15 protein-coding genes are annotated in these 23,382 nt (G+C 69.7%); 5 read left to right on the top strand and 10 right to left on the bottom strand.

Annotation, left to right across the window (positions count from 1 at the left end; genetic code table 11):
* The first annotated feature begins 219 nt into the window (after positions 1 to 219).
* The 3 genes from ACN469_RS39145 to ACN469_RS39135 are packed head-to-tail and all read left to right on the top strand — an operon-like array spanning position 220 to position 3,574.
* Positions 220 to 753, top strand: coding sequence for a hypothetical protein (locus ACN469_RS39145; protein WP_498776732.1), 534 nt, complete (start codon positions 220 to 222; stop codon positions 751 to 753).
* Positions 750 to 2,294 carry a caspase family protein gene (locus tag ACN469_RS39140; protein ID WP_498776731.1) on the top strand — a complete coding sequence of 515 codons (1,545 nt, stop codon included), beginning with the start codon at positions 750 to 752 and terminating at the stop codon, positions 2,292 to 2,294. The genes ACN469_RS39145 and ACN469_RS39140 overlap by 4 nt, the downstream gene beginning before the upstream one ends.
* Positions 2,294 to 3,574 (top strand): right-handed parallel beta-helix repeat-containing protein, encoded by a 1,281-nt coding sequence (locus ACN469_RS39135; protein WP_498776729.1) that lies wholly within the window; start codon positions 2,294 to 2,296, stop codon positions 3,572 to 3,574. Before ACN469_RS39140 ends, ACN469_RS39135 begins: the two co-directional genes overlap by 1 nt.
* 21 nt (positions 3,575 to 3,595) lie before the next feature.
* Here the strand turns inward: ACN469_RS39135 and ACN469_RS39130 are convergent, their stop codons facing one another.
* From ACN469_RS39130 to ACN469_RS39105, 6 genes are all read right to left on the bottom strand, one after another.
* Positions 3,596 to 5,281: a DUF4082 domain-containing protein gene (locus ACN469_RS39130; RefSeq protein ID WP_498776727.1), complete on the bottom strand. Its 1,686-nt coding sequence runs from the start codon at positions 5,279 to 5,281 to the stop codon at positions 3,596 to 3,598.
* A 179-nt stretch (positions 5,282 to 5,460) separates the two neighbouring features.
* Positions 5,461 to 6,489, bottom strand: a complete 1,029-nt coding sequence (locus tag ACN469_RS39125; RefSeq protein ID WP_498776725.1) for a hypothetical protein — start codon at positions 6,487 to 6,489, stop codon at positions 5,461 to 5,463.
* 149 nt (positions 6,490 to 6,638) lie between these two features.
* Positions 6,639 to 7,892, bottom strand: a complete 1,254-nt coding sequence (locus tag ACN469_RS39120) for a serine hydrolase domain-containing protein (RefSeq protein WP_498776723.1) — start codon at positions 7,890 to 7,892, stop codon at positions 6,639 to 6,641.
* 244 nt (positions 7,893 to 8,136) lie between these two features.
* Positions 8,137 to 8,496, bottom strand: a complete 360-nt coding sequence (locus ACN469_RS39115) for a DUF1048 domain-containing protein (RefSeq protein ID WP_498776721.1) — start codon at positions 8,494 to 8,496, stop codon at positions 8,137 to 8,139.
* Between the two features lie 2 nt (positions 8,497 to 8,498).
* Positions 8,499 to 8,828: a PadR family transcriptional regulator gene (locus tag ACN469_RS39110; protein WP_498776719.1), complete on the bottom strand. Its 330-nt coding sequence runs from the start codon at positions 8,826 to 8,828 to the stop codon at positions 8,499 to 8,501.
* Between the two features lie 178 nt (positions 8,829 to 9,006).
* A complete protein-coding gene (locus ACN469_RS39105; RefSeq protein WP_498776717.1) occupies positions 9,007 to 9,240 on the bottom strand; it encodes a hypothetical protein in 234 nt (77 codons plus the stop codon).
* Between the two features lie 89 nt (positions 9,241 to 9,329).
* On the opposite strand from ACN469_RS39105, the gene ACN469_RS39100 reads away from it, so the two are divergent.
* Both ACN469_RS39100 and ACN469_RS39095 read left to right on the top strand, forming a co-directional pair.
* A complete protein-coding gene (locus ACN469_RS39100; RefSeq protein WP_498776715.1) occupies positions 9,330 to 9,590 on the top strand; it encodes a hypothetical protein in 261 nt (86 codons plus the stop codon).
* Between the two features lie 97 nt (positions 9,591 to 9,687).
* Entirely contained in the window at positions 9,688 to 9,951 is a 264-nt protein-coding gene (locus ACN469_RS39095; protein ID WP_498776713.1) for an acyl carrier protein, read from the top strand.
* Positions 9,952 to 9,999: 48 nt separating this feature from the next.
* Here the strand turns inward: ACN469_RS39095 and ACN469_RS39090 are convergent, their stop codons facing one another.
* The 4 genes from ACN469_RS39090 to ACN469_RS39075 are packed head-to-tail and all read right to left on the bottom strand — an operon-like array spanning position 10,000 to position 23,296.
* Positions 10,000 to 12,849, bottom strand: coding sequence for a type I polyketide synthase (locus ACN469_RS39090; RefSeq protein WP_498776711.1), 2,850 nt, complete (start codon positions 12,847 to 12,849; stop codon positions 10,000 to 10,002).
* A 21-nt stretch (positions 12,850 to 12,870) separates the two neighbouring features.
* On the bottom strand, positions 12,871 to 18,426 hold the full coding sequence (locus ACN469_RS39085) for a type I polyketide synthase (RefSeq protein ID WP_498776709.1): 5,556 nt from the start codon (positions 18,424 to 18,426) through the stop codon (positions 12,871 to 12,873).
* 11 nt (positions 18,427 to 18,437) lie between these two features.
* A complete protein-coding gene (locus ACN469_RS39080) occupies positions 18,438 to 20,462 on the bottom strand; it encodes a RiPP maturation radical SAM C-methyltransferase (RefSeq protein ID WP_498776707.1) in 2,025 nt (674 codons plus the stop codon).
* Positions 20,463 to 20,482: 20 nt separating this feature from the next.
* On the bottom strand, positions 20,483 to 23,296 hold the full coding sequence (locus tag ACN469_RS39075) for a KR domain-containing protein (protein WP_498776705.1): 2,814 nt from the start codon (positions 23,294 to 23,296) through the stop codon (positions 20,483 to 20,485).
* Positions 23,297 to 23,382 lie beyond the last annotated feature (86 nt).

The raw sequence follows: 23,382 nt of genomic DNA, 5'->3' as shown, positions 1-23,382 counted from the left end.
CAAGCGCATCCAGCTCTTCCTGGCGAACGCCCGCCGAGGGGTCTTCGAATGAACGCGGTACGGACGGCGCAGTGCCCGAGCGACCTCGCGCTCGAGGAGCACCTGCTCAACGCAAGCCCCGCCACTGCCAGGCACATCGCCGGGTGTGCCCATTGCCAGACCTGGGAGCGGTCCGCCGCGGAGGCTTCGCGCGCGTTTGCCCGCGAGAACCCTCGCTGGATGGCGAAGACCCAGGACAGGTCCACGCCGCTGAGGCGATGGGCGCCGCTGCTGCCGGTAGCCGCCCTCGCCGCGGCCGCCCTGTTCCTCCTCCACTCCCCTTCCCCCGAGGTCCCGCGCTACGCGACCAAGGGCGAGGAGCTCACTGTCTACATCGGAGGACAGGGAGCGCCGCGAGCCGCGACCCAGGGGGAGCGGGTGCGACCGGGAGAGGCGCTCCGCTTCCAGGTGGCGCCGGGCTCAGCGGCCTTTGTCTGGATTGCCTCTGTCGACTCGACGGGCTCCGTCTCCCGCCTCGTGCCCGCCGAAGGGACGACGCCGCTCGCGGTGGACGGGGCACAGCTGATTCCCGGCAGCGCGGTGCTCGATGAGACGGAAGGACCGGAGCGGATCTGGGCGGTGATTTCGCGGGAGCCCCTGAGCTGGACCGTCGTGGAGCAGGCCCTCCAGGGGAGCCCGGTGCGCGACCCCTCGGCGGTTCACATCCCCGGCGCTCGGACCGCCACGGTGTTGCTCGAGCGCGGCGCTCCATGAGCCGGCTTGCGTTGCTCTTCATGTTCTTCTTCGCGTCTTCCGCGATGGCCCAGCTGCCCGAGCGACGCTTCGCCATCGTGGTCGGCGGCAACATGGGCGCCCCGGGCCACGCGCGGCTGCGCTTCGCGGAGGCGGATGCCTCGCGCTTCGCGGACACGCTGAAGGAGCTCGGGGGCTTTCACGACGAGGACGTGCGCGTACTTCATCAACCCACTCGCGCGCGGCTCCTCGCGGAGGTGCGCGCGCTCGAACAGCGCATCGCCGAAGCGGCCCGCCGCTCCTCGCGGCGAAACCTGCTGCTCCTCTACTGGTCCGGACATGCCACGGAGCAGGGCCTGGAGCTGGCAAGCGAGAGCCTCACCTTCGCGGAGCTGAGGAAGCTGCTCGGGGCCTCGCGTGCGCACGTGCGACTGGCCTTCGTCGATGCGTGCAGGTCCGGAGGGCTCATCACCCCGAAGGGGGCGAAGGCCGTTCCAGGCGGATTCGCGGTCGACGTCACGAGCGACGAGTCCCCGGATGGGACCGCTATCATCGCGTCCTCTGGCCCAGGGGAGAACGCGCTCGAGAGCGCGGAGCTGCGCGGGAGCTTCTTCACGCACCACCTGACGGCCGGGCTTCGCGGCGCGGCGGACGCCGATGGAGACAGTCGCATCACGCTCCAGGAAGCCTATCGCTATGCCTATGTGAAGACCGTCTCCCATACAGCCGAGGTCTCCGGCGTCGCCCAGCGTCCGACGTATGCCCTGGACCTGAAAGGCAAGGGCGAGCTCGTGCTCGCCGAGCTGCGCCACGCGGACGCGCGTCTCGTCTTCGCCCCGGGGACGGAGCCCGACAGGCGCTGGCTCGTCGTGCGCGACGAGGGGCTCGGCGAGGTGCTGGAGCTTCGCGAGGACCCGGTGAAGCCCCAGCAGCTCGCGCTGCGTGCCGGAAGCTACCGGCTGATTCGCACGACTGCGGACGATGTCAGGACCGGCGCGTTCGCGCTCATGCGCGGGGAGGAGCGGACGGCCACGACAGTCACCCTGACGCAGCGGCCTTTCGCCGAGCGCGGGGTAAAGGGCGACGAGGCCGTCGGACGGGAGCTGGAGCTCCTCGCCGCGGTCGGGCTCAACACGCCACCACTTCGAGGCATGCGGCTCGCGCCCGCGCTGCTGTTGGGAGGGGACGTCGCGATGGGGGCAGCCCAGACGCTGCGGGTCCGCGCGAGATACCAGGACGGCCGGGGCCAGGATGCCGGGCTGCCCTATGAGCTCCGGAGCCTGGGAGGGGATGTCGCGTGGCTCTGGCGGCTTCCTATCTGGAGGCTCGAAGCCGGTGGCCGGCTGGGTGCGGATGCGGTCCGTCAGTCGGTAACGAGCACGTCGGAGGGGACGGCGTTCCGCGGACGCGCCGGGGCGGTGCTCTCCCATGCGCTGCCCCTCTGGGGCCGCGTCTCCTGGGTGTCGGAGGCGGAGGCACAGCTCGCCTCGTTCAGGCTGAATGACCGCGTGGTCTTTCGGCCCGCGTTCGAAGCCGTCACCGGGTTGGGCTTCCGACTCTGATGCGTGACCTCCTCGTCGTCGCGGCCCTGGGCCTGCTCGCGTGCGCGTGTGGCGAAGGCCTCTTCGATGCACGCGGGCGGCCCGACGTGCGGGTCATCGGGCGCGAAGGGGGCACCGTCACCTCGCGCGACGGTCGCCTCCGGGTGACCCTTCCTCCGGGGGCGCTCGCTGGCGAGGAGACAGTCTCCCTCCGGGAGCTGGGGGTGCGCGGCTGGTCGGTGGGGATGACCTATGCCCTGGAGCCTTCCACGCGGACGCTCGCCGTCCCCGCTCGGGTCGAGATGCGCGCCGAGTCGGCGCCGGGCCACCGTGTCCCCGCCTCCCTGGTCCGGATGACCCGGGATGGCCTCCCTGCCCCGCTGGCGGGCTCCTGGAGCGAAGGAACGCGGAGCTTCGGCCAGCTCTCCGCGCTCGAGGACCTCGGGCTCACGCAGCCCCTGTGCTCCGAACCCATCGAATGCGCGGATGGCTTCCGGTGCGAGGACGGCGCGTGCAAGGCCTGTCCGGCCAACGTCTCCTGTCGGGCCAACCCGGACCTTCCCGGCCCGAACAACACCGGGGTCCCCGCGGGCGCTGTCCTGGTCCGGCATGAGGGAGACGTCGTGCTGGACACACCGGGGGCCGTGCTCGAGGACCGGGACATCCACGGTCGACTGCTCATCCGCGCGAACAACGTCACCGTGCGACGGTGCGTGGTGCACGCGCCGGTGCCCCGCGAGATTGACGGCATCATCAGTGTCTCAGGGGCGACGGGCGTCCTGCTGGAGGATATCGAGGTGTTCGCCGAGGAGTCCTCGACGCTCCAGTGGGGGGTGATGGGCGGAGGCTTCACCGCGCGCAGGCTCGACGTGCACGGAGTGGTGGTGGGGATGAGCCTGCGGTCCGGCGCGCGGGTGGAGTCCTCGTGGATCCACGCACTGGACCCGGTGGGCGCCCAGTACGGCATCAGCGTCTTCGAGGGGCGCGACATCGGCATCTACGACAGCAACGTGCATGGCCCGGGGGAAGACGTCGGCGCGGCGATCTTCGTGAACCAGCAGGTCGGGCCCACGCGCGACGTGAGGGTGGAACGCAACCGGCTCGACCGCGGCAGCTGCATCGTGAACCTGGGACATGCGGGCGGCACGAGCCTTCAGGGCATGGTGGTGCGCAACAACGTCTTCGGTGCCCGGACGTTCTACGACTGCGCCGTGCTCGCGAGCACCCAGACGCAGCTCTCCGCTGCGGGCAACGTCTGGGAGGCCACGGGCGTGGAGGTCCCCATCGAGCGACACGATTGAGACCTCCGGGAGGCCTGCTCGCTAGTTCGACGGAGGAAGGACCGTTCCGTCCTCCCAGGTGTTGTTGGACCAGACGTTCCCCGGCTCCGAGGTGTCGAAGCTGGTGATGGCCCCGTACCAGCCACAGCGCCCGCTCGACCCACGACCGAAGACGTTGCCGATGAAGCGGATGTTGTTCGTCGCGTCCGAGTACGGCTTGCCCTGGGACGACCCGCCATAGGCGCAGAAGCCGCCCGTCGTGCCGGGGAAGAAGTTGTTCTCCACCAGGTTGTTCTCCACCGGGGCGAAGTCGCCATAGCCGGTGAGCGCCGCCGAACAGCCCGCGTCGGGCGGCACGTCCGGCGCGTCGCAGATGATGGTGTTGTGCCGGAGCGTGACATTCCGGCCCATCCGGATGCCGGACTCGTGCGCGGTCCCCGTCTCGTCCGTCATCTGGCCATGGACGTAGGAGTCGCGAATCTCGCAGTCGTGCCAGCAGTGGATGGAGCGATTGCCGCCCTGCACGTGCACGCGGACGGCGGTGAAATTCACCGCGCCCACCCCCGTGACGATGCGGTCACCCGCGTCGACGTGGGAGTCGGTGATGGTGAAGGAGAAGCCGGTGGAGCTCTCGTCGGTGGCGACGTTCCCGTTGATCTTCGAGTTGCGGATGATGACGCCCGCCGCGCGGATGGTGAGGTCGCAGTTCACCGTCTTGGAGTCGATGAGCGTGTTGGCCACGGTGACGGTGCACGGTCCGGTGTAGGGCGTGAGCTGCGTTCCCGCCGGTACGCCCGTATTGCTCGCGTTCGGAAAGCCACCGGCCGGAGGGTTGGAGCCGGTCGTCGCCGTGGCGGCGTTCGAGTTGGCGCTGAGGTTGCCCGCGGCATCGCGTGCCTTCACCAGGTAGCTGTAGCTCGTGGCCGCCGTGAGGCCCGTGTCCGAGTAGGTGCGGCTCGCCGTGGAGGAAATCTTCACGCCATCGCGGAAGACGTCATAGGCGGCGACGCCGACATTGTCCGTGGAGGCATTCCAGCTCAGGCTGATGGCGCTCGCGGACGCCGCGGACGCGACGAGTCCCGAGGGGGCGGTCGGCGCCTGGGAATCCGGCGTGGGCTCGGTGCTGTCCGGAAGGAAGACCACATCCACGGCGTAGTCGGTGTTCTGGAAGCCCTGTGTCGGAAAGCCGCCGCCATAGCGATAGACGCCGTTGACGCCGTCCACGCCCGAGGCGAGTCCCCGGATGGGGCCGCGTGACTTCTCCGTGGTGAAGCCGCCCACGGTGGCGCCATACCGGCCGGCGGACGCGTAGTACGACACGACATAGGTGGTCCCCGCGATGACGGTGATGGGGGAAGCCAGGCGCACCGTCTGCCAACCCGTCGTCGTCTCGCTCGTGGAGGTCGCCTCCGCGAGCTTCGCGCCCGCCCGGCTCCACAGGCTCACGCGGTGCGGACCGGCATTCTGGGCCCCGCCCTTGAAGAAGCGCACGCCGCGGACGGTGCCCGGAACGGAAACGCGGAACTTCATCCCCAGTTCCACCGCACCGGTATCGCTGTCCATCGCGATGGTGGGACGGGACGAATCGAGGAAGAGCGAAACCTCGCCCGGCTCGAGTGACTGGTGCTCACCGGCGAGCGCATCCTGGCTCCCGGGCTCGTCTACGGTGCCGGCGGAACAGGCGGACACCACGACGAAAAAGACCGCTGCAAGACTCCGAACTCTCATGCGCACTGCCTCCGAAGGATTTCTTTTCGGGCGGCTAATGCGCGAGCCGCGATTCATGGGAACCCGAAGCGCACGAAAATTCCCCGGCACGTCGTCACCGCCGGAATCAATCCGCCTGCTTCGATTGAGTCAGGAGACCGCCGCTGGGGAGCTGACAGGAACGCGGCCGGCCTCCAGCGCTACAGGAACTCGTCCCCTCCCCCAGTCTCCGGCTCCTGTGCGGAGAGGAGGACATCCCCAGGACGCTGCTCCACGCGCAGGCCCAGGCCCATGGCCGTCAACTCCTCGAGCGCGGCGAGGGCCTCCATCACGGGCTGGACATCGGCGACCCGCGCAGGCACGGCGATGCGCTCCAGCCGCGAGCCCACCCGCTCCAGCAGCGCGTGTGGGGGGAGTGCCTCGATGTATCGGCCATACAGATAGGCGGGCGCGCTCAGCTGGGCGACCTCGGAGGGTGAGACTGTCGCGACACTCGCATCGAAGCGCGCCCTCACCTCCTCCACCGAAGTGTCCTGACGCCACAGGCCGAGCAGGGAGCGCAGGAAGTCCACCAACGGTTGTGACCGGGACGAGCCCATATGGGCCGAGGCGACCTCCAGCGCCCGCTCGGCGCGTGCCGGGTCGGGCTCGACGAAGTACAGCGGCAGCACCTCCTCGATGCCTGGAGTGTAGAGGGGCTCGGCGAGTTGCTCGGGCGCACCCGCGAACGAGCGCAGCGTCTCGGGTTCCAGCGGCTCACCCGCGAGCCACCGGCACCACAGCGCTTCGAGCGAGCCCGCGGCGAGCGACGCGCGGCGCAGCAGATGGGGGCGCGCCTGCTCCACGCCTCCGAACAACAAGACGGTCACCAGGTCCTGGGCGGAAGGCCCCTCGGGGAACTCGAGCGCATCCGCCCCCGTCCAGCGCGCGTACCGCTTGCGCTTCAGGTCGCGCTGGACCTCGCTCGCCACCTCGCTCCACGCGGACCAGGGCACACCCAGCGCCGCGTAGTCCCTCCGGAGTCTCTCGTCCGCCGGGGCGGAGACTTCGTTGGGGCGCTTCTTGAAGTCGGCCCGCACGCGCTTGAGTTCCTTCGCGAGCGCGGGCAGCTCCTCCGCCGGACAGCCGCCCGTCAGCAGCCGGCGGCGGGCGATGGGCACTCCGGGCAATTTGAGCAGCCAGGATTTGAACGCCGACCAGGCGGGTGCGGAGAGGTGTCGGACTTCCACGGTCTATCCTCGTTCAGGCGCCAGGTCCGCTCCCCGCGATGGGTCGTCGGGCCCTGTGGCCTGCCCCGTCATGATAGCTCCAGCGTGAGCCATGGAGGCCTGCCTTGGAGCAGGAAGAGCACCGGCACCAGCTCCCCTGAAGATGTGCCTCAACGTCGAGACTTGAGGCAGGCCACGACCGCCGCGGCCAGGTTCGACGCTCGCGGTTCGCCGACCCGGAATGACCAGCGGTTCATGACGTAGCCGAAGCCGACACCGCTCTCGGGGTCGGCGAAGCCGACTGAGCCGCCGGAGCCGGGATGGCCGAACGACCCGGGCCCGACCAGGGGCATCGGAGGGCACGCTCGCCAGAACCCGAGCGACATGTAGAAGGAGCGGTCGGCCGGAACGTCCAGTCCTGGCGGCAGCCCGTTCATCTTCGTCTTGTCGGTGTGGACGACGGTCATCTTCTCGACCGTCGCCGGATTCAGCAGCCGCACGCCGTCGACCTTGCTCACCGTGGCCGCATACATCCGCGCCAGCGAGCGAGCGTCCGAGAACATGTTCCCGAAGGGGAACTCAGCAGCGCGGAAGGCACGCGTGTTCATGTAGCCAGTGGTGTGATCGAACGCGCCGCCGAGCTGGCCGGCGCGGGCTTGCACCGAGCCCGGACCCCACGCGGCGTTCATCCAGGCGATGACCGTGTCCCTATCGAGGCCGGTGGTCTCTATCATCCCGGCGGTCAGCTCCTCCAACGTGAACGGAGCGGCGTACTCGATACGCGCCACCCGTCCCTCTTGCTCCTCGGGCAGTCCAATCCAAGCGCTCAGCCCGAGCGGAGCAGCGACCTCGTCGGCGAAGAAGGTGCCGAGCGACTTGCCTGTGATTCGCCGCACGACCTCCCCGACCAGGAACCCGAAGGTCATGCCGTGGTAGGCGTGCTCGGTGCCGGGCCGCCACTCCGGATTCTGCGCCTCGAGTGCTCGGATGACCGGATGCCAGGCGCAGGCGTCTTCGAAGGTCAGCGGACCGTCGACGACCGGCAGACCGGCCTGGTGTGAGAGCAGCCAGCGCACCGGGATATGCTCCTTGCCGGCAGCGCCGAACTCCGGCCAGTACTTGACCACCGGAGCGTCCAGATCGAGCTCGCCGCGCTGTGCCAGCAGATGGGCGCAGATCGCGGTAGCGCCTTTGGTCGTGGATGCGACCAACGCGATGGTGTCCTCGTTCCACGGCCGGTTCGCCTCGCGCTCGGCGAGGCCGCCCCACAGGTCAACGACGGGACGGCCGTCCACGTAGACGCAGCACGCCGCGCCGACCTCCCCGGGAGTCCCTTCAAAGTTCGCCCGGAAGACCTCGGCCACTTTCCCCCAACCATCCTCGACGTGTCCCTGCACCACGGCTCCGCTTGTCGTGTCCAACACGCTGCACTTCCTTTCCTGGAGGGATGAAACAGATCAATGACGCAGCGCCGCAACGCCTGGAGGCGTGCTTCGTGGGCTGACGTCTCAGGTCCGCTGTTGCTTGTGTTTCAAGAGCGCGGTGAATCGCGATGTCGCCATGGCCTGTCCAAGTCCGGGGCTCGACGGCGTCCTCGCTCGGAGCGGGTGCGCTGGCGGCGTGGAGTTCGTTACGAACGCCGCACGAGCATTGCGTGCGGTGTTGTCATCAGAAGCCCTTCGCCTCTTCTTCAGCGGCGCGCTCGAGCGCGTGGGTCAGCCGTTCCCGCTCCCGGAGGAGCCACTGGCCCTGCGGGTAGTTCCGGACGAACGTCTCGATGAACTCCACGGGATCTTCCCCGACGATCTGGCGGATCGGCGTCCGGTTCGCCGCGCTCTGCTCGAACAGGTCGACGAGGTCCGCGTAGATAGCGGTCCCGTCGCCCCCCGTTCCGAAATACATCAGGTACCGCTCCAGCGCTTCGACCGCCGTGCGATAGCTCGCGGGAAGTTGTTTCGTGCGCGCCTTGTACTGCCGCCATTGCCCCTTCTCGCCAATCACCTTCGAGATGAGCTTTGAGATGAACATGTCTATCTGCCTCCTTTATGGAGCTGTTGGAGCCGTTCCGCGAGGAAGCTCCAGGTCCGCCAGAACTCTTCGAGATAGTCCCGCCCCTCGGCGTTGAGCGAGTACACCTTGCGCGGCGGCCCTTTCTCGGACGGGACCTTCTCCACGCCAACCAGGCCGCGCTGCTCTATCCTGACGAGCAGCGCATAGATGGTGCCCTCGGCGATGTCGGAGAAGCCCATCTCCCGCAACCGCGCCGTAATCTCGTAGCCGTACTCCGGCTGCGCGGACAGGATCGCCAGGACGATGCCCTCGAGCGTGCCCTTGAGCATCTCCGTCATCTGCTTGCCCACGAAACGCTCCCCGAACTACTCAGTGCTGCTGACTACCGGTAGATAGTAACACAGAGTAGCTGCCGCGCAAGTCCACCTGACGGACAGGTCGCCGTCCGCGATGCAGAGCCCGGCGCCACGCATCGCGCTGGTGTCAGGACGCAGTGACTGGATTCTGGAGAGGCACACGACACAGGGGCTACCAGTGTCCGCCGATGAAGCGACAGGTCGAGCTCACGTCGCAGTAGAAGTTGACGGGGCAGCGGCCCGCGGCGTCACAGCGGATGGCCTGCTGGTGGGTGTCCCCGGGTTGGGCCTCCTGGAGGCCCTCGGACGGTACCTGCTCCGGAGTCACGTCCTCTTCCGTGCCACCACAGGCGACCACCGTCATCACCACCGCGAAGACCCCTGCCCTCAGCCATCCGTTCTTCATGTCCGGCTCCTTGTGTGTGTCGAGGGAGCGCTCGCGCGGCTCCCGGGTACGGCTGGGGAAAAGGATGCCCGAGTCCGCGAGCCGAAGGGATGACCTCGCAAGAAGCCTTCAATCCTTCCGATGCCCCACGTGCGGTCACGCCCGGATACGCGACCCACTGCGGCGTGAAGACAGACAGCGAGGTGGCGTGCTGGGGCAACTGGTCCCAGTACCCGGAGATGCTCTCCGTTCCCTCTGGCTCGTTCACCCAGGTCGTCACGGGCCATCACCACAACTGCGCGCTCAGCACGACGGGAGAGCTGACCTGCTGGGGTGACAACGACCAGGGACAGCTCAACGTCCCCAACTGACGCGACACGCGCCGAGTCCTCGAAAGTGAGCGAGGGGCTGGTACGTTCATGGCACATGCCCTACCGTCGACCCATCATTCCCATGGGGTCGAACGCCATGAATCAATCCCAGCTCCTCGCGAGTTTGACCCGGTACATCGCCGAAGAGATTCTCGAAGGTGAGGCGGAGGACCTCCTGCCCTCCACCCCTCTGCTCGAGCTCGGTATCCTGAACTCGCTGGAGACAGCCCGGATGATGAGCTTCATCGAGAAGCAATACGGCATCACCGTGCCCGCCGACGCGATGCGGGTCGAGAACCTCTCGACCCTGACCGCAATCGCAGACATGGTCCAGGCCTGCGCGCGGGCCCGCCAGCCGTAGAGTCACCACTCTGCGGAACGGCGGGCTCCACGCGAGCTTGCCTTGCTGTCAGCCTCCTCGCTTCTGGCCTTCCAGCAACGCCTGGACCTGCTCGTCCGTGAGCTGCTCTATCAGGTCGAGCTGCCCCACCAGCGCTTCGAGGTCACCACCCGGCAAGGAGGGAGGCACGTCGGGCTTCGCGGCAGGCGTCGCGGGTCGATCAAACCAGTACCGACTGCGTTGGAAGCAGCTCGTCGGGAGCACCACCTTGTCGTGGGAGTGGTCGCGATAGAACTCCGACCACGCGACGTCGGCTCCCGTGGCCACGAGGCCCGCGAGGCTCTCGAGGAGCGCTGTCCTGTCATCGTCCGGAGCGCGCAGGCTGGGGAACCAGGACCGCTCAGACGCGGGACGAACACGCTTCCCCAGGGCCATCCAGCCCGCTCCGGGGCCCACGTCCAGATACCCGCCCACGCCCTGCCCACCCAACGCGTCCAGCGCGGCGACCCATTGCATGGGAGTTCCCGGTGGCCCTCGCCACGACTCCGCGCCCGGGGACTCCACCACCCTTCCCGTGAGCACGGACAGCCAGGGGACCAGGGGCCGCTCGTGCACCTTCGAGCGCGCCGCCGCCGCCACGACCTCGCGCGCCGCGCTCCAGGCCGTCAGGGTGATGGCGTGCGGCGTGTCGCGCAGCGCGGCGCGGCTCCCTCGCTGGAGCAGCTCGGCCTGCACCGCTTCGATGGCGGCGCGCGCGCCAGAGAGGACGCCGTTCCCCTCCCCGTCGAGCCCCAGCAAGCACACTTCCGGGAACCGCTGGAGCAGCTCCGAGAGGTGCTCTGGCCGCTCGATGGTCAGCTCGGCACCTGGAGCTGCACGCTCGAGCTGCTCGCCCAGCGTCGCCACGAGCTTCATCCCCTCTTCCCAGGAGAGCACTCCCGCGGCACAGGCCGCCGCGTACTCCCCCGCGCCGATGCCCAGCACCGCCGACGGCGTGACTCCCCACGCCCTCCACAGATGCACCAGGCCACACTGCACCGCGTACCGGCCCGGAAGCGCGAGGCCCGGTCCCGGCGGGCGTGAAGCCGCCCCTGGCGCGAGGAAGAGCTCCGAGACGAGGGGACGGCCCAGCGCGCCCTCACAGCGCAGGACCGCTTCCCGGAAGACAGGCTCGGACTCGAAGAGGCTCCGCCCCCACCCCGGCCAGTCCCGCTCCCAACCTCCGAACAAGAACGCCAGGCGGGGCCGCTGCCGCCCGGAGCCGGCCCACACACCGGGAGTCTCCTCCCCCCGCATGAAGCCGGTGAGCCGCCGACGAGCCTCATCGTCGGTCGACGCCACGACGGCGACCCGGTGGGGAAACGCGACCCGGCCCGTGTTGGCCGTGAAGCAGACGTCCGGGAAGGCGGGCCGGTGCGCAGCCGCCGTCGAGAAGTGCTCCACGTAGCGCCGCGCCAGGTCCTGAAGCGCTGGCGCGGAGCGGGCCGAGAGCAGCAGGAGTTGCCGCGGCGACGCGACCTCCACCGGTGCGGCCTCGACGAGGGGAGCCTCTTCGATGAGGACGTGCGCGTTCGTCCCGTTGAAGCCGAACGCAGTCACCCCGGCGATTCGCCGCTTCGGCCCTCGCGCCCAGCTCCTCCGCTCCCGGGGCACGACGACGGGCAGCGCATCCCAACGGATGTTGGGATTCGGGGTCTCCAGGTTCAGGTGCGCGGGAATCTCCTCGTGTTGCAGCGCGAGCACGACCTTGATGATGCCCGCCACGCCCGCCGCGCCCTCGGTATGGCCGATGTTCGTCTTCACGGAGCCGACGACCAGCGGGTCCTCACGTGAATGCGCGGGCCCGAAGACGCGGCCCAGCGCCTCCATCTCGATGGGGTCTCCGATGGCCGTGCCGGTGCCGTGCGCCTCCAGGTAGCCCACCTGCTCGGGCTCCACGCCGCCGGACTTCAGGGCCGCGCGCATCACCTTCGCCAGCGCGTTGCCGTTGGGGACCGTCAACCCGCTCGACTGACCGCTGTGATTGGTCGCCGAGCCTCGCAACAACGCCAGGATCGGGTCCCTGTCCGCGACCGCATCCGACAGACGCTTGAGCGCGAGCATCCCGCAGCCCTCGCCCCGCACGAAGCCATCCGCCGATGCGTCGAACGTGCTGCAGCGCCCCTTCAGGGAGAGCATGCGCATCGCGCAGTTCACCACGGACGTGAGCGGCGACAGGATGAGGCTGATGCCACCGGCCAGGGCCAGGTCGCACTCGCGGGTCCGCAGGCTCTGACAGGCCAGGTGCACGGTGACCAGCGACGACGAGCAGGCCGCGTCGACGGCCATCGTCGGCCCCTGCAACCCCAGGCTGTAGGCCAGTCTCCCGGCCGCGACGCTCAACCCCGAACCGGAGGCCGTGTGGAGGTCGATCTGCGTCGCATCCGTCATCAGGTGCGAGAAGTCCTCGTTCATCATGCCGACGAAGACACCCGTGGAGCTGCCCTTGAGGTCCGTCGCCGAGAGGCCCGCGCGCTCCAGCGCCTCCCAGGTGACCTCCAGGAGCAGCCGCTGGTGTGGGTCCATCCGGGATGCTTCGCGGGGGGAGATGCCGAAGAACTGGGGGTCGAAGTCCTCCACCCCCCGGACGAAGGCACCGTGCCGCGTGTACATCTTCCCCGGCGTCCCTGGCGTCGGGTCGTAGTACGCGTCGACGTCCCAGCGCGAAGACGGAATGGGAGCGATGGCGTCCCTCCCCTCCCGCAACAGCTCCCAGAAGGCCTCCGGGCTGTCCGCTCCTCCCGGGAACCGCAGGCCCATTCCAATGATGGCGATGGGCTCGCTCAGCGCCAACGCCAGCTTCGATTCGACCTTGCGCGCCAGCAACGCCAGCTTGAGCGGCGGCAGGTCGGAGATGCGGGGGGTGGAATCCGTCGTCATGGGGTTCTCACGAAGCCAGGCTCAGCGGCGACGGCGCAGCAGGTCCTGGACGTCGCCATCGGCCAGGTCATCCACATCCGACAGGAGCGCTTCCAGGTCCTGGTCCTCGACGACCTCTCTGGCGGGAGCGGCTTCCTCCCGAAGGCCCAGCACCTCCTCCGCCAGATGGTCCACGAGCGCGTGGACGGTGGGGTTGTCGAAGGCAACCGTCGCGGGCAGCGAGACGCCCAGGCTTCGCTGGAGGACGTTGCGCAGCTCCACGGACATCAGTGAGTCCATGCCCAGGTCGAAGAAGCCCTGGCCCGGGTCCAACGCCTCCGTCAGCGGCCGTCCCAGCACGCCGTTCACCAGGCCCCCCACGTGCGCGCGCAGTTCGGCGCGGCGCTCGGCGGGAGGAAAGCGCGCCAGCTTCGCCCGGAGGTCTTCGCTCGCGGCCGGGCTCGCCCGCGCGATGAAGTCCTCGTACAACGAAGAGCGGCCCCGTCTCCCGAGCACGGCCCAGTCCACCGGCAGGACTCCAAGCTGTCCCCCCAGTCCCAGCGCCTGCTCGAAGATGAGCAACCCATCCGCGGGAGGAATCACGCCGAAGCCCAGTTGCTCCATGCGCCGCTGGAGTTGCTCCTCCGCGGCGGCGCCCACCTCGGACCAGGCGCCCCAGGCGAGGCTCAGGCCCGGCAGCCCCACCGCACGACGGAGGTGCGCCAGCGAGTCCAGGAACGCATTGGCGGCCACGTAGCTCGCCTGACCGGCGGAGCCAATCATCGACGCCGCCGAGGAGAAGAGGACGAAGAAGTCGAGCGAGGTCCCCTGGAACATGCGGTGCAGGTTCCACCCGCCGGAGACCTTGGCGGCGAACACGCTGGCGAACCGCGCGCGCGTCATCTGCATCAGCAGCCCGTCGTCGATGACGCCCGCGGCATGCACCACGCCACGGATGGGCGGCTGCCGTCCTTCGAGTCCCCCCAGGGCGCGCTCCAGCTCGGAGGCCACTGACACGTCGCAGGAGAGCGTCTGGACCTCCACGCCCCGCTCCGTCAGCACCGCCAGCCGCGCGCGAAGCTCCGCGCCCGGGGCCCGGCGTCCAAGCAGGACGAGATGTCGCGCCCCGCGCTCCACCAGCCGCTCCGCCACGGCGAGCCCCAACCCACCCAGCCCGCCCGTGACGAGGTAGCTCGCATCCGGGCGCAGCGCGGCTTCGGGCTCGCCGCTCGACAACCTCAGTCGACGGCCGCGCACCAGTCGGGGCACGCGGCGGCTCCTGCCTCGCAGGGCCACCTCTTCCTCGTCGCTCCCTCCGAGGAGCTCGTCGTGGAGCTGCTCCACCTCGTGCTCGGGAGCACCCGCGTCCAGGTCCACGCGGCGGCACTGAAGCTCCGGATGCTCGCGAGCAATCGCCTTGCCGAGCCCCCACAGGACCGACCCAGCCGGCCCGGAGACAGGCTCTCCTTCAACGGCCGCCTGCGCCCCGCGCGTCACCAACCAGAGCGACGTCGTCGTCCCCTTCGGGGCTCGCACGAGGGCCTGGACCAGCTCCAGCACCCGCGTGCCGTGCGCCAGGGCCATCCCGGGCACATCGAGCCCCGCGCCCGCGCCTTCCAGGCTCCAGAGGTCGATGACGTGCACCGGCGCTGCGGCTTCGCGCATCGCGAGGAGCGCTTCGGCGCGCTCACGGTCGAGGCCCCGTCCTCTCGCGTCCGCCTCCACCGTCACCACGCGCCAGCCACGCCCCAGGAGGCGCTCCGCGAGGCGACGCCCCACCCCCGTCCCATCCGTGAGGATGAGGCAGCGGGGCACGACCTCCGCGACGTGAGGAAGCCCCTCCGCCGTGGACTTGGACGACGCCACCGTCGGACCGTCCCGCCACTCCAGCTCATAGAGCCAGTTCTGCAAGCGCCTGCTCCTTGCTCCCAGAAAGCCCTCGCGGCCGACCCGCTGGAGCCGCAGCCGCTCCACGACCGCCACCAGCTCGCCGTCCGCGGTGAACAGCTCGAGGTCACACGTGTAGCCGGGCCCCTTCGAGTCCTCGCCGCGCGTCATCCGCGCGTGTGCCCAGACCTCACGGACACCCGCCACCCGCACCTGGACCCTTCCAACTCCGACAGGGAGCCAGGCGGCGTCCCCCTCTTCCTCCAGGACGGCACCCACCATCTGGAAGCAGGCATCCAGGAGCGCGGGAGCGAGGGCGTAGCGCTCCGCGTCCGCCAGGGCCGCCCCGGACAGCGCGAGCTGTCCCAGGACCTCGCTCCCACCGCGCCACAGCCCGCGAATCGCGCGGAAGCTGGGGCCATAGGCGAGGCCAGCCCGGCCCAGCTTCTCGTAGTAGGTGTCCACGGCCACTTCGGTATCGAGCGCTGTCCGGAGCTTCTGGAGGTCGACACGTCCACCTGACTCCGGCGCCGCCGCGGAGAGCTTGCCGTGGGCATGCAGGGTCCATGACGGCTCGGCTTCGCCGCCAGGCGCCTCCTGGCTGAAGATCTCGAACCTCCCCGCGCGGTCCCCCTCGGGCGTGTACAGCAGGTGCACGCGGCGCTCGCCTTCCTCGGGGAGGAAGAGGGCCTGGGAGAAGCCGAGCTCTTCGACGACACCTCCCGCCGCTCCGAAGAGCGCCAGGCCCGCGGCGAGCCCCATCTCCACGTAGGCCGCTCCCGGCACGACGAGCTGTCCGTAGACGACATGGTCCCGGAGGAAGGCCGGCGTCGAGGGCCCCAGTGAGGACTCGAACTGTTGCACCCGGGCCGGCGAGGCCTGTCGACTCCCCAGGAGCGGGTGGACGCCCGCGGCGCTCCGGGCACGCACGCCCTGACGATCCCAACCCGTGCCAGCCAGCTCCATCCAGTGCCTCTTCCGTTGGAAGGGGTATCCCGGCAGCGCGACCTTGCGCCGCTCCCGCCCCTCGTCCAGCCCGTGCCACTTCACCGTCGCGCCAGCCCCGTAGAGGGAAGCGAGCCCCTCCAGCATCTGCCGCCAGTCCGAGCGCTCCGGCCGCAGGCTCGTCAACCAGAGCGTCCCCTCCCCCGCGACACACGCCTGTCCCATCGCCGCGAGGGTCGGCCGGGGGCCCACTTCCAGGTAGGCCTGGACGCCCGCCCGGCTCAGCGTCTCCATGCTCCGAGCGAACCTCACGGGCCCGCGAAGCTGCTCCACCCAGTACCGGGGATTCAGCAGCTCCGGACCGGCCTCCTGGCCGCTCACGTTGGAGATGAGCGGGATGGCCGGTGGCTGGAGCCGGACCCTGGCCACCGCGCGCGAGAACGCGTCGAGGATGGGGTCCATCAGGGCCGAGTGGAAGGCGTGGGACACGCGCAGCGGCGAGCCGCGCTTGCCCTGCTTGCTCAGCTCGCCAAGGCAGTCACTCACCGCGCCCTCGCGGCCCGAGATGACGACGCTGCGCGGACCATTGAGCGCCGCGATGGAGAGCTGTCCTCCGTACTGGGGCAGCAACGCCTCCACCATCGCCGGGTCCGCTGACACGGTGGCCATCGCGCCCCCGGGGGGAAGCGACTGCATCAGCCGGGCGCGCGCGGCGACGAGCTGGAGTCCCTCCTCCAACGTGAAGACGCCGGCCACACACGCCGCCACCAGCTCACCCACCGAGTGCCCCATCACGAAGTCCGGGACGATGCCCCACGCCATCCACACCCGTGCCAGCGCATACTCGAGCGCGAACAGCGCCGGCTGCGTGCGGCCCGTCTCATCCAGTCGCGAGCGGGCGAGGTCGTCGCGCTCGGACGGATAGAGCATCTCGAGGAGCGACTGACCCATCAGGGGCGCCAGCACCTCGTCACAGCGCAGCAGCGTCTGACGGAAGACCGGCTCGGTCCGGAAGAGCTCCTCGCCCATCCCGAGCCACTGCGAGCCCTGCCCCGTGAACAGGAAGGCGATGCGCGGCGCGCCCCCGACCCGCGGCACCGGCGGCGCGTCACCTCCCGCGAGGAAGGTCCGGAGCTGCTCGCGCAGACCCTCCCGCGAGTCCCCGAGGACGGCGAGGCGGTGCTGGAAGTGGGTGCGCCCGGTGTTCGCGGTGAAGCAGATGTCCTCCACGGGCTGGGCGGCCAGCTCGGCTCCACCGAGGGCCTCCTCGTAGCGCAGCGCGAGCGCACCCAGCGCCTCCGGACTCCGGGCCGACAACGCCAGGAGGTGGACAGGCCTTGGGGAGGCCTCCGATGCCCTGGGGCGCTCGGGCGGCGCTTGCTCGACGAGGACATGGGCATTGACGCCGCTGAGCCCGAACCCGCTGGTGCCGGCGACCCGGGGCCCCGCGGGCCACGCCGTCAGTTGCGTGGGAATCCGGAGCCGGAGCTGCTCCCAGTCGATGGCCGGGTTGGGATGACGCAAGTGCAGATGCGGCGGAATCTCTCCATGGCGCAGCGACAGGGCGACCTTGATGAGGCCCGCGGCGCCGGCGGCGGACTCCAGGTGGCCCAGGTTCGTCTTCACCGAGCCGACGAGGAGCAGCTCCTCCGCGCCTCGCCCCGCGCCGAGCACCGCGTCGAGCGCCCGCAGCTCGATAGGGTCTCCCAGCGGCGTCCCCGTCCCATGCGCCTCCACGTAGCGCACGTCGGAGGGCGAGAGGCCGGCGGACTTCAGCGCCTTGCGCAAGAGCTTCTCCTGCGCGGGGCCGTGGGGCACCGTGAGGCCACCGCTGGGCCCGTCATGGTTCACCGCCGAGCCCCGGATGACGGCTTGGATTCTGTCCTTGTCCCGCAGCGCGTCCGAGAGCCGCTTGAGCACCAGGACGCCGCACCCCTCGCCGCGCCCGTACCCGTTGGCGGACGCATCGAAGGTCTTCGAGCGCCCATCCGGCGCCAGCGCCCGCATCTTGGACAGGACGATGTTGTTGTCCGGATGGAGGATGAGGTTCACACCTCCGGCGAGCGCCAGCGAGCACTCGCCCTGGCGCAAGGCCTGACAGGCGAGGTGGGCCGAGACGAGCGCGGAGGAGCACGCCGTCGCGACGACCATGGACGGGCCTTGCAATCCCAGCACATACGAGACGCGTCCCGCCGAGAAGCTCAGCTCGTTCCCGGTCCCCATGTAGGGGAGGTCCCGGGTCGGCAGCGCGTTGAAGGGGACGCGCCCGTAGTCGCTGCTGAGGAAGCCGACGTACACCCCCGTGTCACTTCCGGCCAGCGAGCCCGGAGCAATCCCAGCGTCCTCCAGGGACTCCCAGGCGACCTCCAGCATCAGGCGCTGCTGGGGGTCCACGTAGCTCGCCTCGCGGGGCGACAGTCCGAAGAACTCGCAGTCGAACGCGGCGATGGGCTGCGAGAGGAAGCCACCCTCGCGGACGCTCATCTTCCACGCGGCCTCGGGGTCCTCGGCGTAGTAGGCCCCCGCGTCCCAGCGGTCCGCGGGCACCGGCCCCACGGCGTCGACTCCCGCGCGCAGCAGCTCCCAATACCGCCCCGGGGTGTCCGCCCCCCCGGGGAAGCGGCACCCCATGCCGATGATGGCGATGGGCTCCGAGCGCGCCTGCTCCAGGCCATCCACCCTCGCCCGGAGGGTCTTGATGGCCAGGGCCGCCCGCTGCAGGGGCGTCATCTCCTCCGGTGGGGAGGACGTCGAGTCGTTGGACATCGCTCTGGGGCCTAGTGGGAGGAGGCGACGACCTGCGTGGGGCCCGGGCTCACGGCGGGCGTGGCACCGAGACGGGCCCAGTCGAGCTTGCCGAGCTGCGCGGCCATCTTCAGGTCGATGATGCGCTGGCGCTCCGTCCGGTCGAGCACGAGGCTCAGGTGTCGAGCGCCCTCGTGGATGACCCATCCCCACTCCATGAACCGCGCGAGCATCGCCTCGAGGTCCGCCTCCGCCAGCGGGCCCCCTTCACGCCCCTCGTTCACCTTCGCGAGCGCGGCCCGAGGGCTCTGGATGGAGTCCAGGGCCTTCAACAACCGGATGCCATCCGACGAGATCTCTGTCTCCCGCGACGTCCCGCCTCGCGTGTCCAGCACGTGGGACACGCCGTGGACGGTCTTCAGCTCCAGCGTCACGCCCCGGCTGAACCCGTCGCGCCACTCCTCGGTCCGCTTCAGCGTGTCCTGGAGGTAGACCATCGGGTCGATGTCGCCCTCCAGGTCATAGTCGAAGTAGTAGGCGATGCGACGGCGCTCCTCGGCGGGCAGCGCGGCGTAGACATAGTCATACGCCCACTTCTGGCGGACGTTCTTCAGGTTGTATTTCTCGGGGGTCTTCCAATACGGCGCGAACCGGTCCATGCGGATGCGTCCGCAGCCTCCGGGCGGAGGCAGATGGACCAGGGACGGAATCAGCCGGGCCATCTCCTCGTACTCCTGGGGCTTCTCGCCCGGGAACCCGAAGAGGATGTTCCAGTTGACGTTGATGTCGAACTCCTCGCACCACTTGATGAGCTGGATGTTCTGCAGGCGCGTGGTGCCCTTGTCCATCAGCTCCAGGATGGGCGTGCTCAGGCTCTCGATGCCGGGCTGCAATTCAGTGACGCCTCCGGCGACCATGAGCTCGAGCTGATCCTTCCGGAGGTTGCTCTTCGTCTCATAGAACATCGTGATTTCATCGCCCTGCTCGATGAGCGCGGGGAACACCGACTTGATGTATTTCAGGTCCAGGATGTTGTCGGCCATCATGAAGAAGTTGAAGCCGTAGCGCCCCGCCAGCGTGCGCAGCTCCTTGACGAAGCGACCCGGGTCCTTGCTCCGGTACGCCATGCCGGAGCCGTTGAGGCCGCAGAAGGTGCAGTGCGACTTGGCCCCCCACCAGCAGCCCCGAGACGACTCCGCCGTCAGGTTGGCGCGCTTGGCCATCGGCATGTCCTTGATGGCCTCGAAGTAGTGGTCGAAGTCCGGCATCGGCAGCGAGTCCATGTTTTCAATCTGCGGCGCGGCCACGTACCGGGGCTGGGGACGCCCACCCCGACGCTCCAGTACGTTCTTGACCAGGTCGACGATGACGCCTTCGCCCTCTCCGGACACGACGTGGTCCATGAAGGGGAAGTTGTCCGCGAGCGCCTTGCCCATGTCGGCCTCGCAGTTGGCGCCCCCCATGATGAGCGTCAGCTCCTCGCGAGGGAGCAGCCGGCGCAGCTCCTTCGCCAGCGCGAGCGAGGCGACGCTCTGCTGGAAGGTCGAGGTGAAGCCGATGACGCGCGGCTTGTCCTTGAGGATCTCCTGGGCCCACTGCCTGATGATGCGCGGACTGTCCTCACGCAGCGCGCGAATCAGCTCGCGGGCGCGGCCCCAGTGCAACGCCTGCTCACGCCGGGCACCGCCCGAGGTGGCGCCCTCCGTGTGCTGCTTCACCTCCAGCAGCGGCGTCAGGAGGTCCGCATACTCCTCCCAGTTCGAGGCCGCGTCTCCCCACAGCGCCGGAGCGAAGACCATCTCCCCCAGCAGCAGGTCGGGAGAGGCCGGCAGGAAGGCCATCTCCCCCGCGAGGATCTCCGGAGGCGTGGCATAGGAGAGGTAGTAGTAGAGCTCCCAGCCAATCTGTCGCATGAACTGGACGTTGAGGTAGCTGACGTCCGCCTGGATGCCGCTACCGCGCAGCACGCCTATCAGCGTGCTCACCCCTAGCGCGGGCTGGTGTTCGGGGAGGAAGGGAGCAACGACGAAGCGGACCTGAACGGAATCACCAGACACATTCCACTCCTTTGCAAGACTCAACGCAGGGCTTCGTAGAGAGAACCCGACAGCTCGCCAATGCTCTTGCCCCCCAGCAACTCCTGGAGGGGAAACTCGACCCGCAGCTCCGCGTGCAGCAGCTTCTTGAGCTCCACGCCCATCAGGGAATCGAGCCCGAGCTCGTGCAACGTCTGCTCCGGCTCCGGGAGCTGGGTGGCGCCCAGCTCCAGGACCTTCGCCACCCGCTCGCTGAACCACTCGAGCACCGCGCTCCGCCCGTCCTCCGCGGAACCTCCGCGAACGCGCCGCAGCAGCTCGCGACGAAGTTCGGCGCCCGCGCGGCCCGAGCCGACATCCCCACCGAAGTCCGCGAACAGCGGCGGCGGTCCATCACCTGGGAGGCCGCCGAGGAAGGTGGGCCAGTGGATGGGCATCACCCCCACCACCGCCGGCACCGGCCCGAACACCTGCTCCAAGATGGCGAACGCCTGTTGCGTCGGCACCATGCCCACGCCCCGCTTGCGCATGCGCGCGTCCAGCGCCGCCGCGGCCGCGTCACCGGGCTGTGCCCAGGCGCCCCAACTGGAGCTCTGCCCGGGCAGGCCCAGGGACCGCCGATACTCGGCGAGTCCGTCCAGGAAGGCCGTGGCCGCCAGGTGGTTGCCCTGGCCCGAAGCACCCATCAACGACGTGGAGGAGGACAACGAGAGGAAGAAGTCCAGCGGTGTGCCCGCGAGCCACCGGTGCAGGTTCCAGGCGCCGGAGACCTTCGCCGCGAACACCCGGCCCAGGCGCTCCCGCGTCTGGTGCACGAGGATGCCATCGTCCACCTCGGTCGCGGCGTGGATGATGCCTCGGAGCGGCGGCATGCTCTTGGAGATGCCCGCCATCACGAAGTCGAGGTCCGAGTCCACCGACACGCCCGCGAGCGAGATGATGGCAGCGCCCCGGCCGCGCATCTCCCGCACCTCCTCCGCGGACACGTCGCTGGCGCGCTTGCGCCCGAGGAGCACCAGGTTGCGCGCCCCCCGGTCGACCATCCACCGCGCCACCTGGAGGCCCAACCCGCCCAGGCCCCCTGTCACCAGATAGGTGGCGTCCGCGCGGAACTGGAGGCACCCCGCGCCCTCCCAGTCCCACTGTCGGTGCCGCGCCAGCCGCAGCACGTGGCGGCGCCCTTCGCGCAGCAGGACCTGATCCTCGTCGTCGCGCGAGCGCAGCTCCGTCCACAGCGCCTGGGCCCCCTCTTCCAGTCCGCGCTGGGGATCCAGGTCGACCCTGCGGCAGTCGAGCTCCGGGTGCTCATAGGCAATCGCCTTCCCCACGCCCCAGAGCGGAGCACCCAGCAGGCCAGGCAGGCCTCCCGCGTCCTCCGCGCGCTGGGCTCCCCGGGTGACAATCCAGAGCGAAGGCGAAGCCGGATGGCTCGCGCCCGCCTTGAGCAACGCCTGGGTGAGGTACAGGATGCCGCCACACGCATCGAGCGTCTCGTCCTGGAGTTGAGAGACGGTCAGTCCCTCGGGCCCCGGCACATCGAGGCCCCACAGGTAGACGACGTGGGAAGGCGCGGGCCCAGCGGCGGACAGCGCCTCCGTCAGCCGGAGGAAGGCCTCCGGGTTCCGGAGGGGCACCTCGTAGCTGCCGTCTTCGTTCTGTCGGAACACCTCGCCCCGGTGGACGAAGGTGCAGCGGCCCCCCGCATCGCCCACGCTCCGCGAGAGCGCTCCGCCCAGTCCACTCCTGTCGGTGAAGACAAGACAGTGCCCGGGCGGCGAAGTGGCCTCCTCCAACAGTGGACGGCTCGCGACGGGCCTCCACCTCGGCGCATACAGCCACGTGTGCGGGAGGTCGGCATAGCGAGGAGCCGTCATCAACCGCTCGCGGTTCAGCGCCTCCACCTGCCGTGGCTCCAGCTCGCTCCGCTTCTCCGCGGTCAGCAGCAGATACGCCGCCGCGCCTCCCCGGAGCAGCCCTCCCATCACGTCGTACGCCCGGGCCGCCTCCGCGCGTGCATCCTCGTTGCCCCAACCGAGCTGCGACAGACGCGCGTCCATCGCGGGCTCGTGGAGGAAGTTGCCCGCCTCATTGGCCGCATCCACGCAGTCCACGATGAGGAAGCCATTCGTGGTGAGCCAGGTGACCAGCTCCTCCAGGAGGGGCAGCGACAGCCGCTCGACGTGCGGCGGCGACAGGCCCGTCTTCAGGAACACGTCCCCGAGGACCAGCCGTCCACCCTCGCGGACCTTCTTCCCCAGGGCCGCGAAGAGGGAGGCGCGCTCCTCCGGATGGCGGAGGGCTTCCACTCCGAAGGCGACATCGAAGCCCGCCTCCAGTCCCTCGGAATCCAGCCCGCCCGTCACGACCTGGATGCGCCCTTCCAGCGAGCGGGCGCGCACGCGCTCGCGGGCAGCCTCCGCCTCCTGCGGCGAGGACGCATGGCCGATGACTTGAAACGTCCCGGGCCGCCGGGCCAGCGCCACCCACTCCCGCCCGTCACCGCCACCGAAGCCGAGGACGCGCTCACAGGCGGTGAGGTCCACGGCCCTGAACAGCGCCCCGCGCAGGTCGCGGTGCGCGTCCTCCAGGAGTCGGGCCTGCTCATCCGTCCGCGAGCCCCGCGCCGCCAACAACCAGGAGAACGACGGAGCGACCTCCGGCAGCAGCGCCAGCGTCGCGAAGTCCTCCGTCCCCTCCTGGAGCACCGCGCCCAGCGAAGGACGAGGGCCCGGCGCACGAGGGGCCGGAGCTCGCGGCCCCTGCCCCTTCAGCGCCAGCTCCAGCAGCGCCCGCCGCTCGGGCGAAAGCGCGGCGAGTCGCTCCGCGAGGCTACGTCCCTGTCCCTCTTGTTCCATGCGACCGCCTCCTCGACGACACCTCGCCCGCGGCGGGACAGCGCCCACCGTCGTGGCGAGGAAAACCGTGGATGCACAACGCGGAT

This window comes from Corallococcus terminator (genome assembly GCF_049194865.1).
GTDB classification, from domain to species: domain Bacteria; phylum Myxococcota; class Myxococcia; order Myxococcales; family Myxococcaceae; genus Myxococcus; species Myxococcus terminator_A.
The sequence above is the reverse complement of the archived record's forward strand: the minus strand, read 5'-3'. Positions and strand labels throughout refer to the sequence as shown.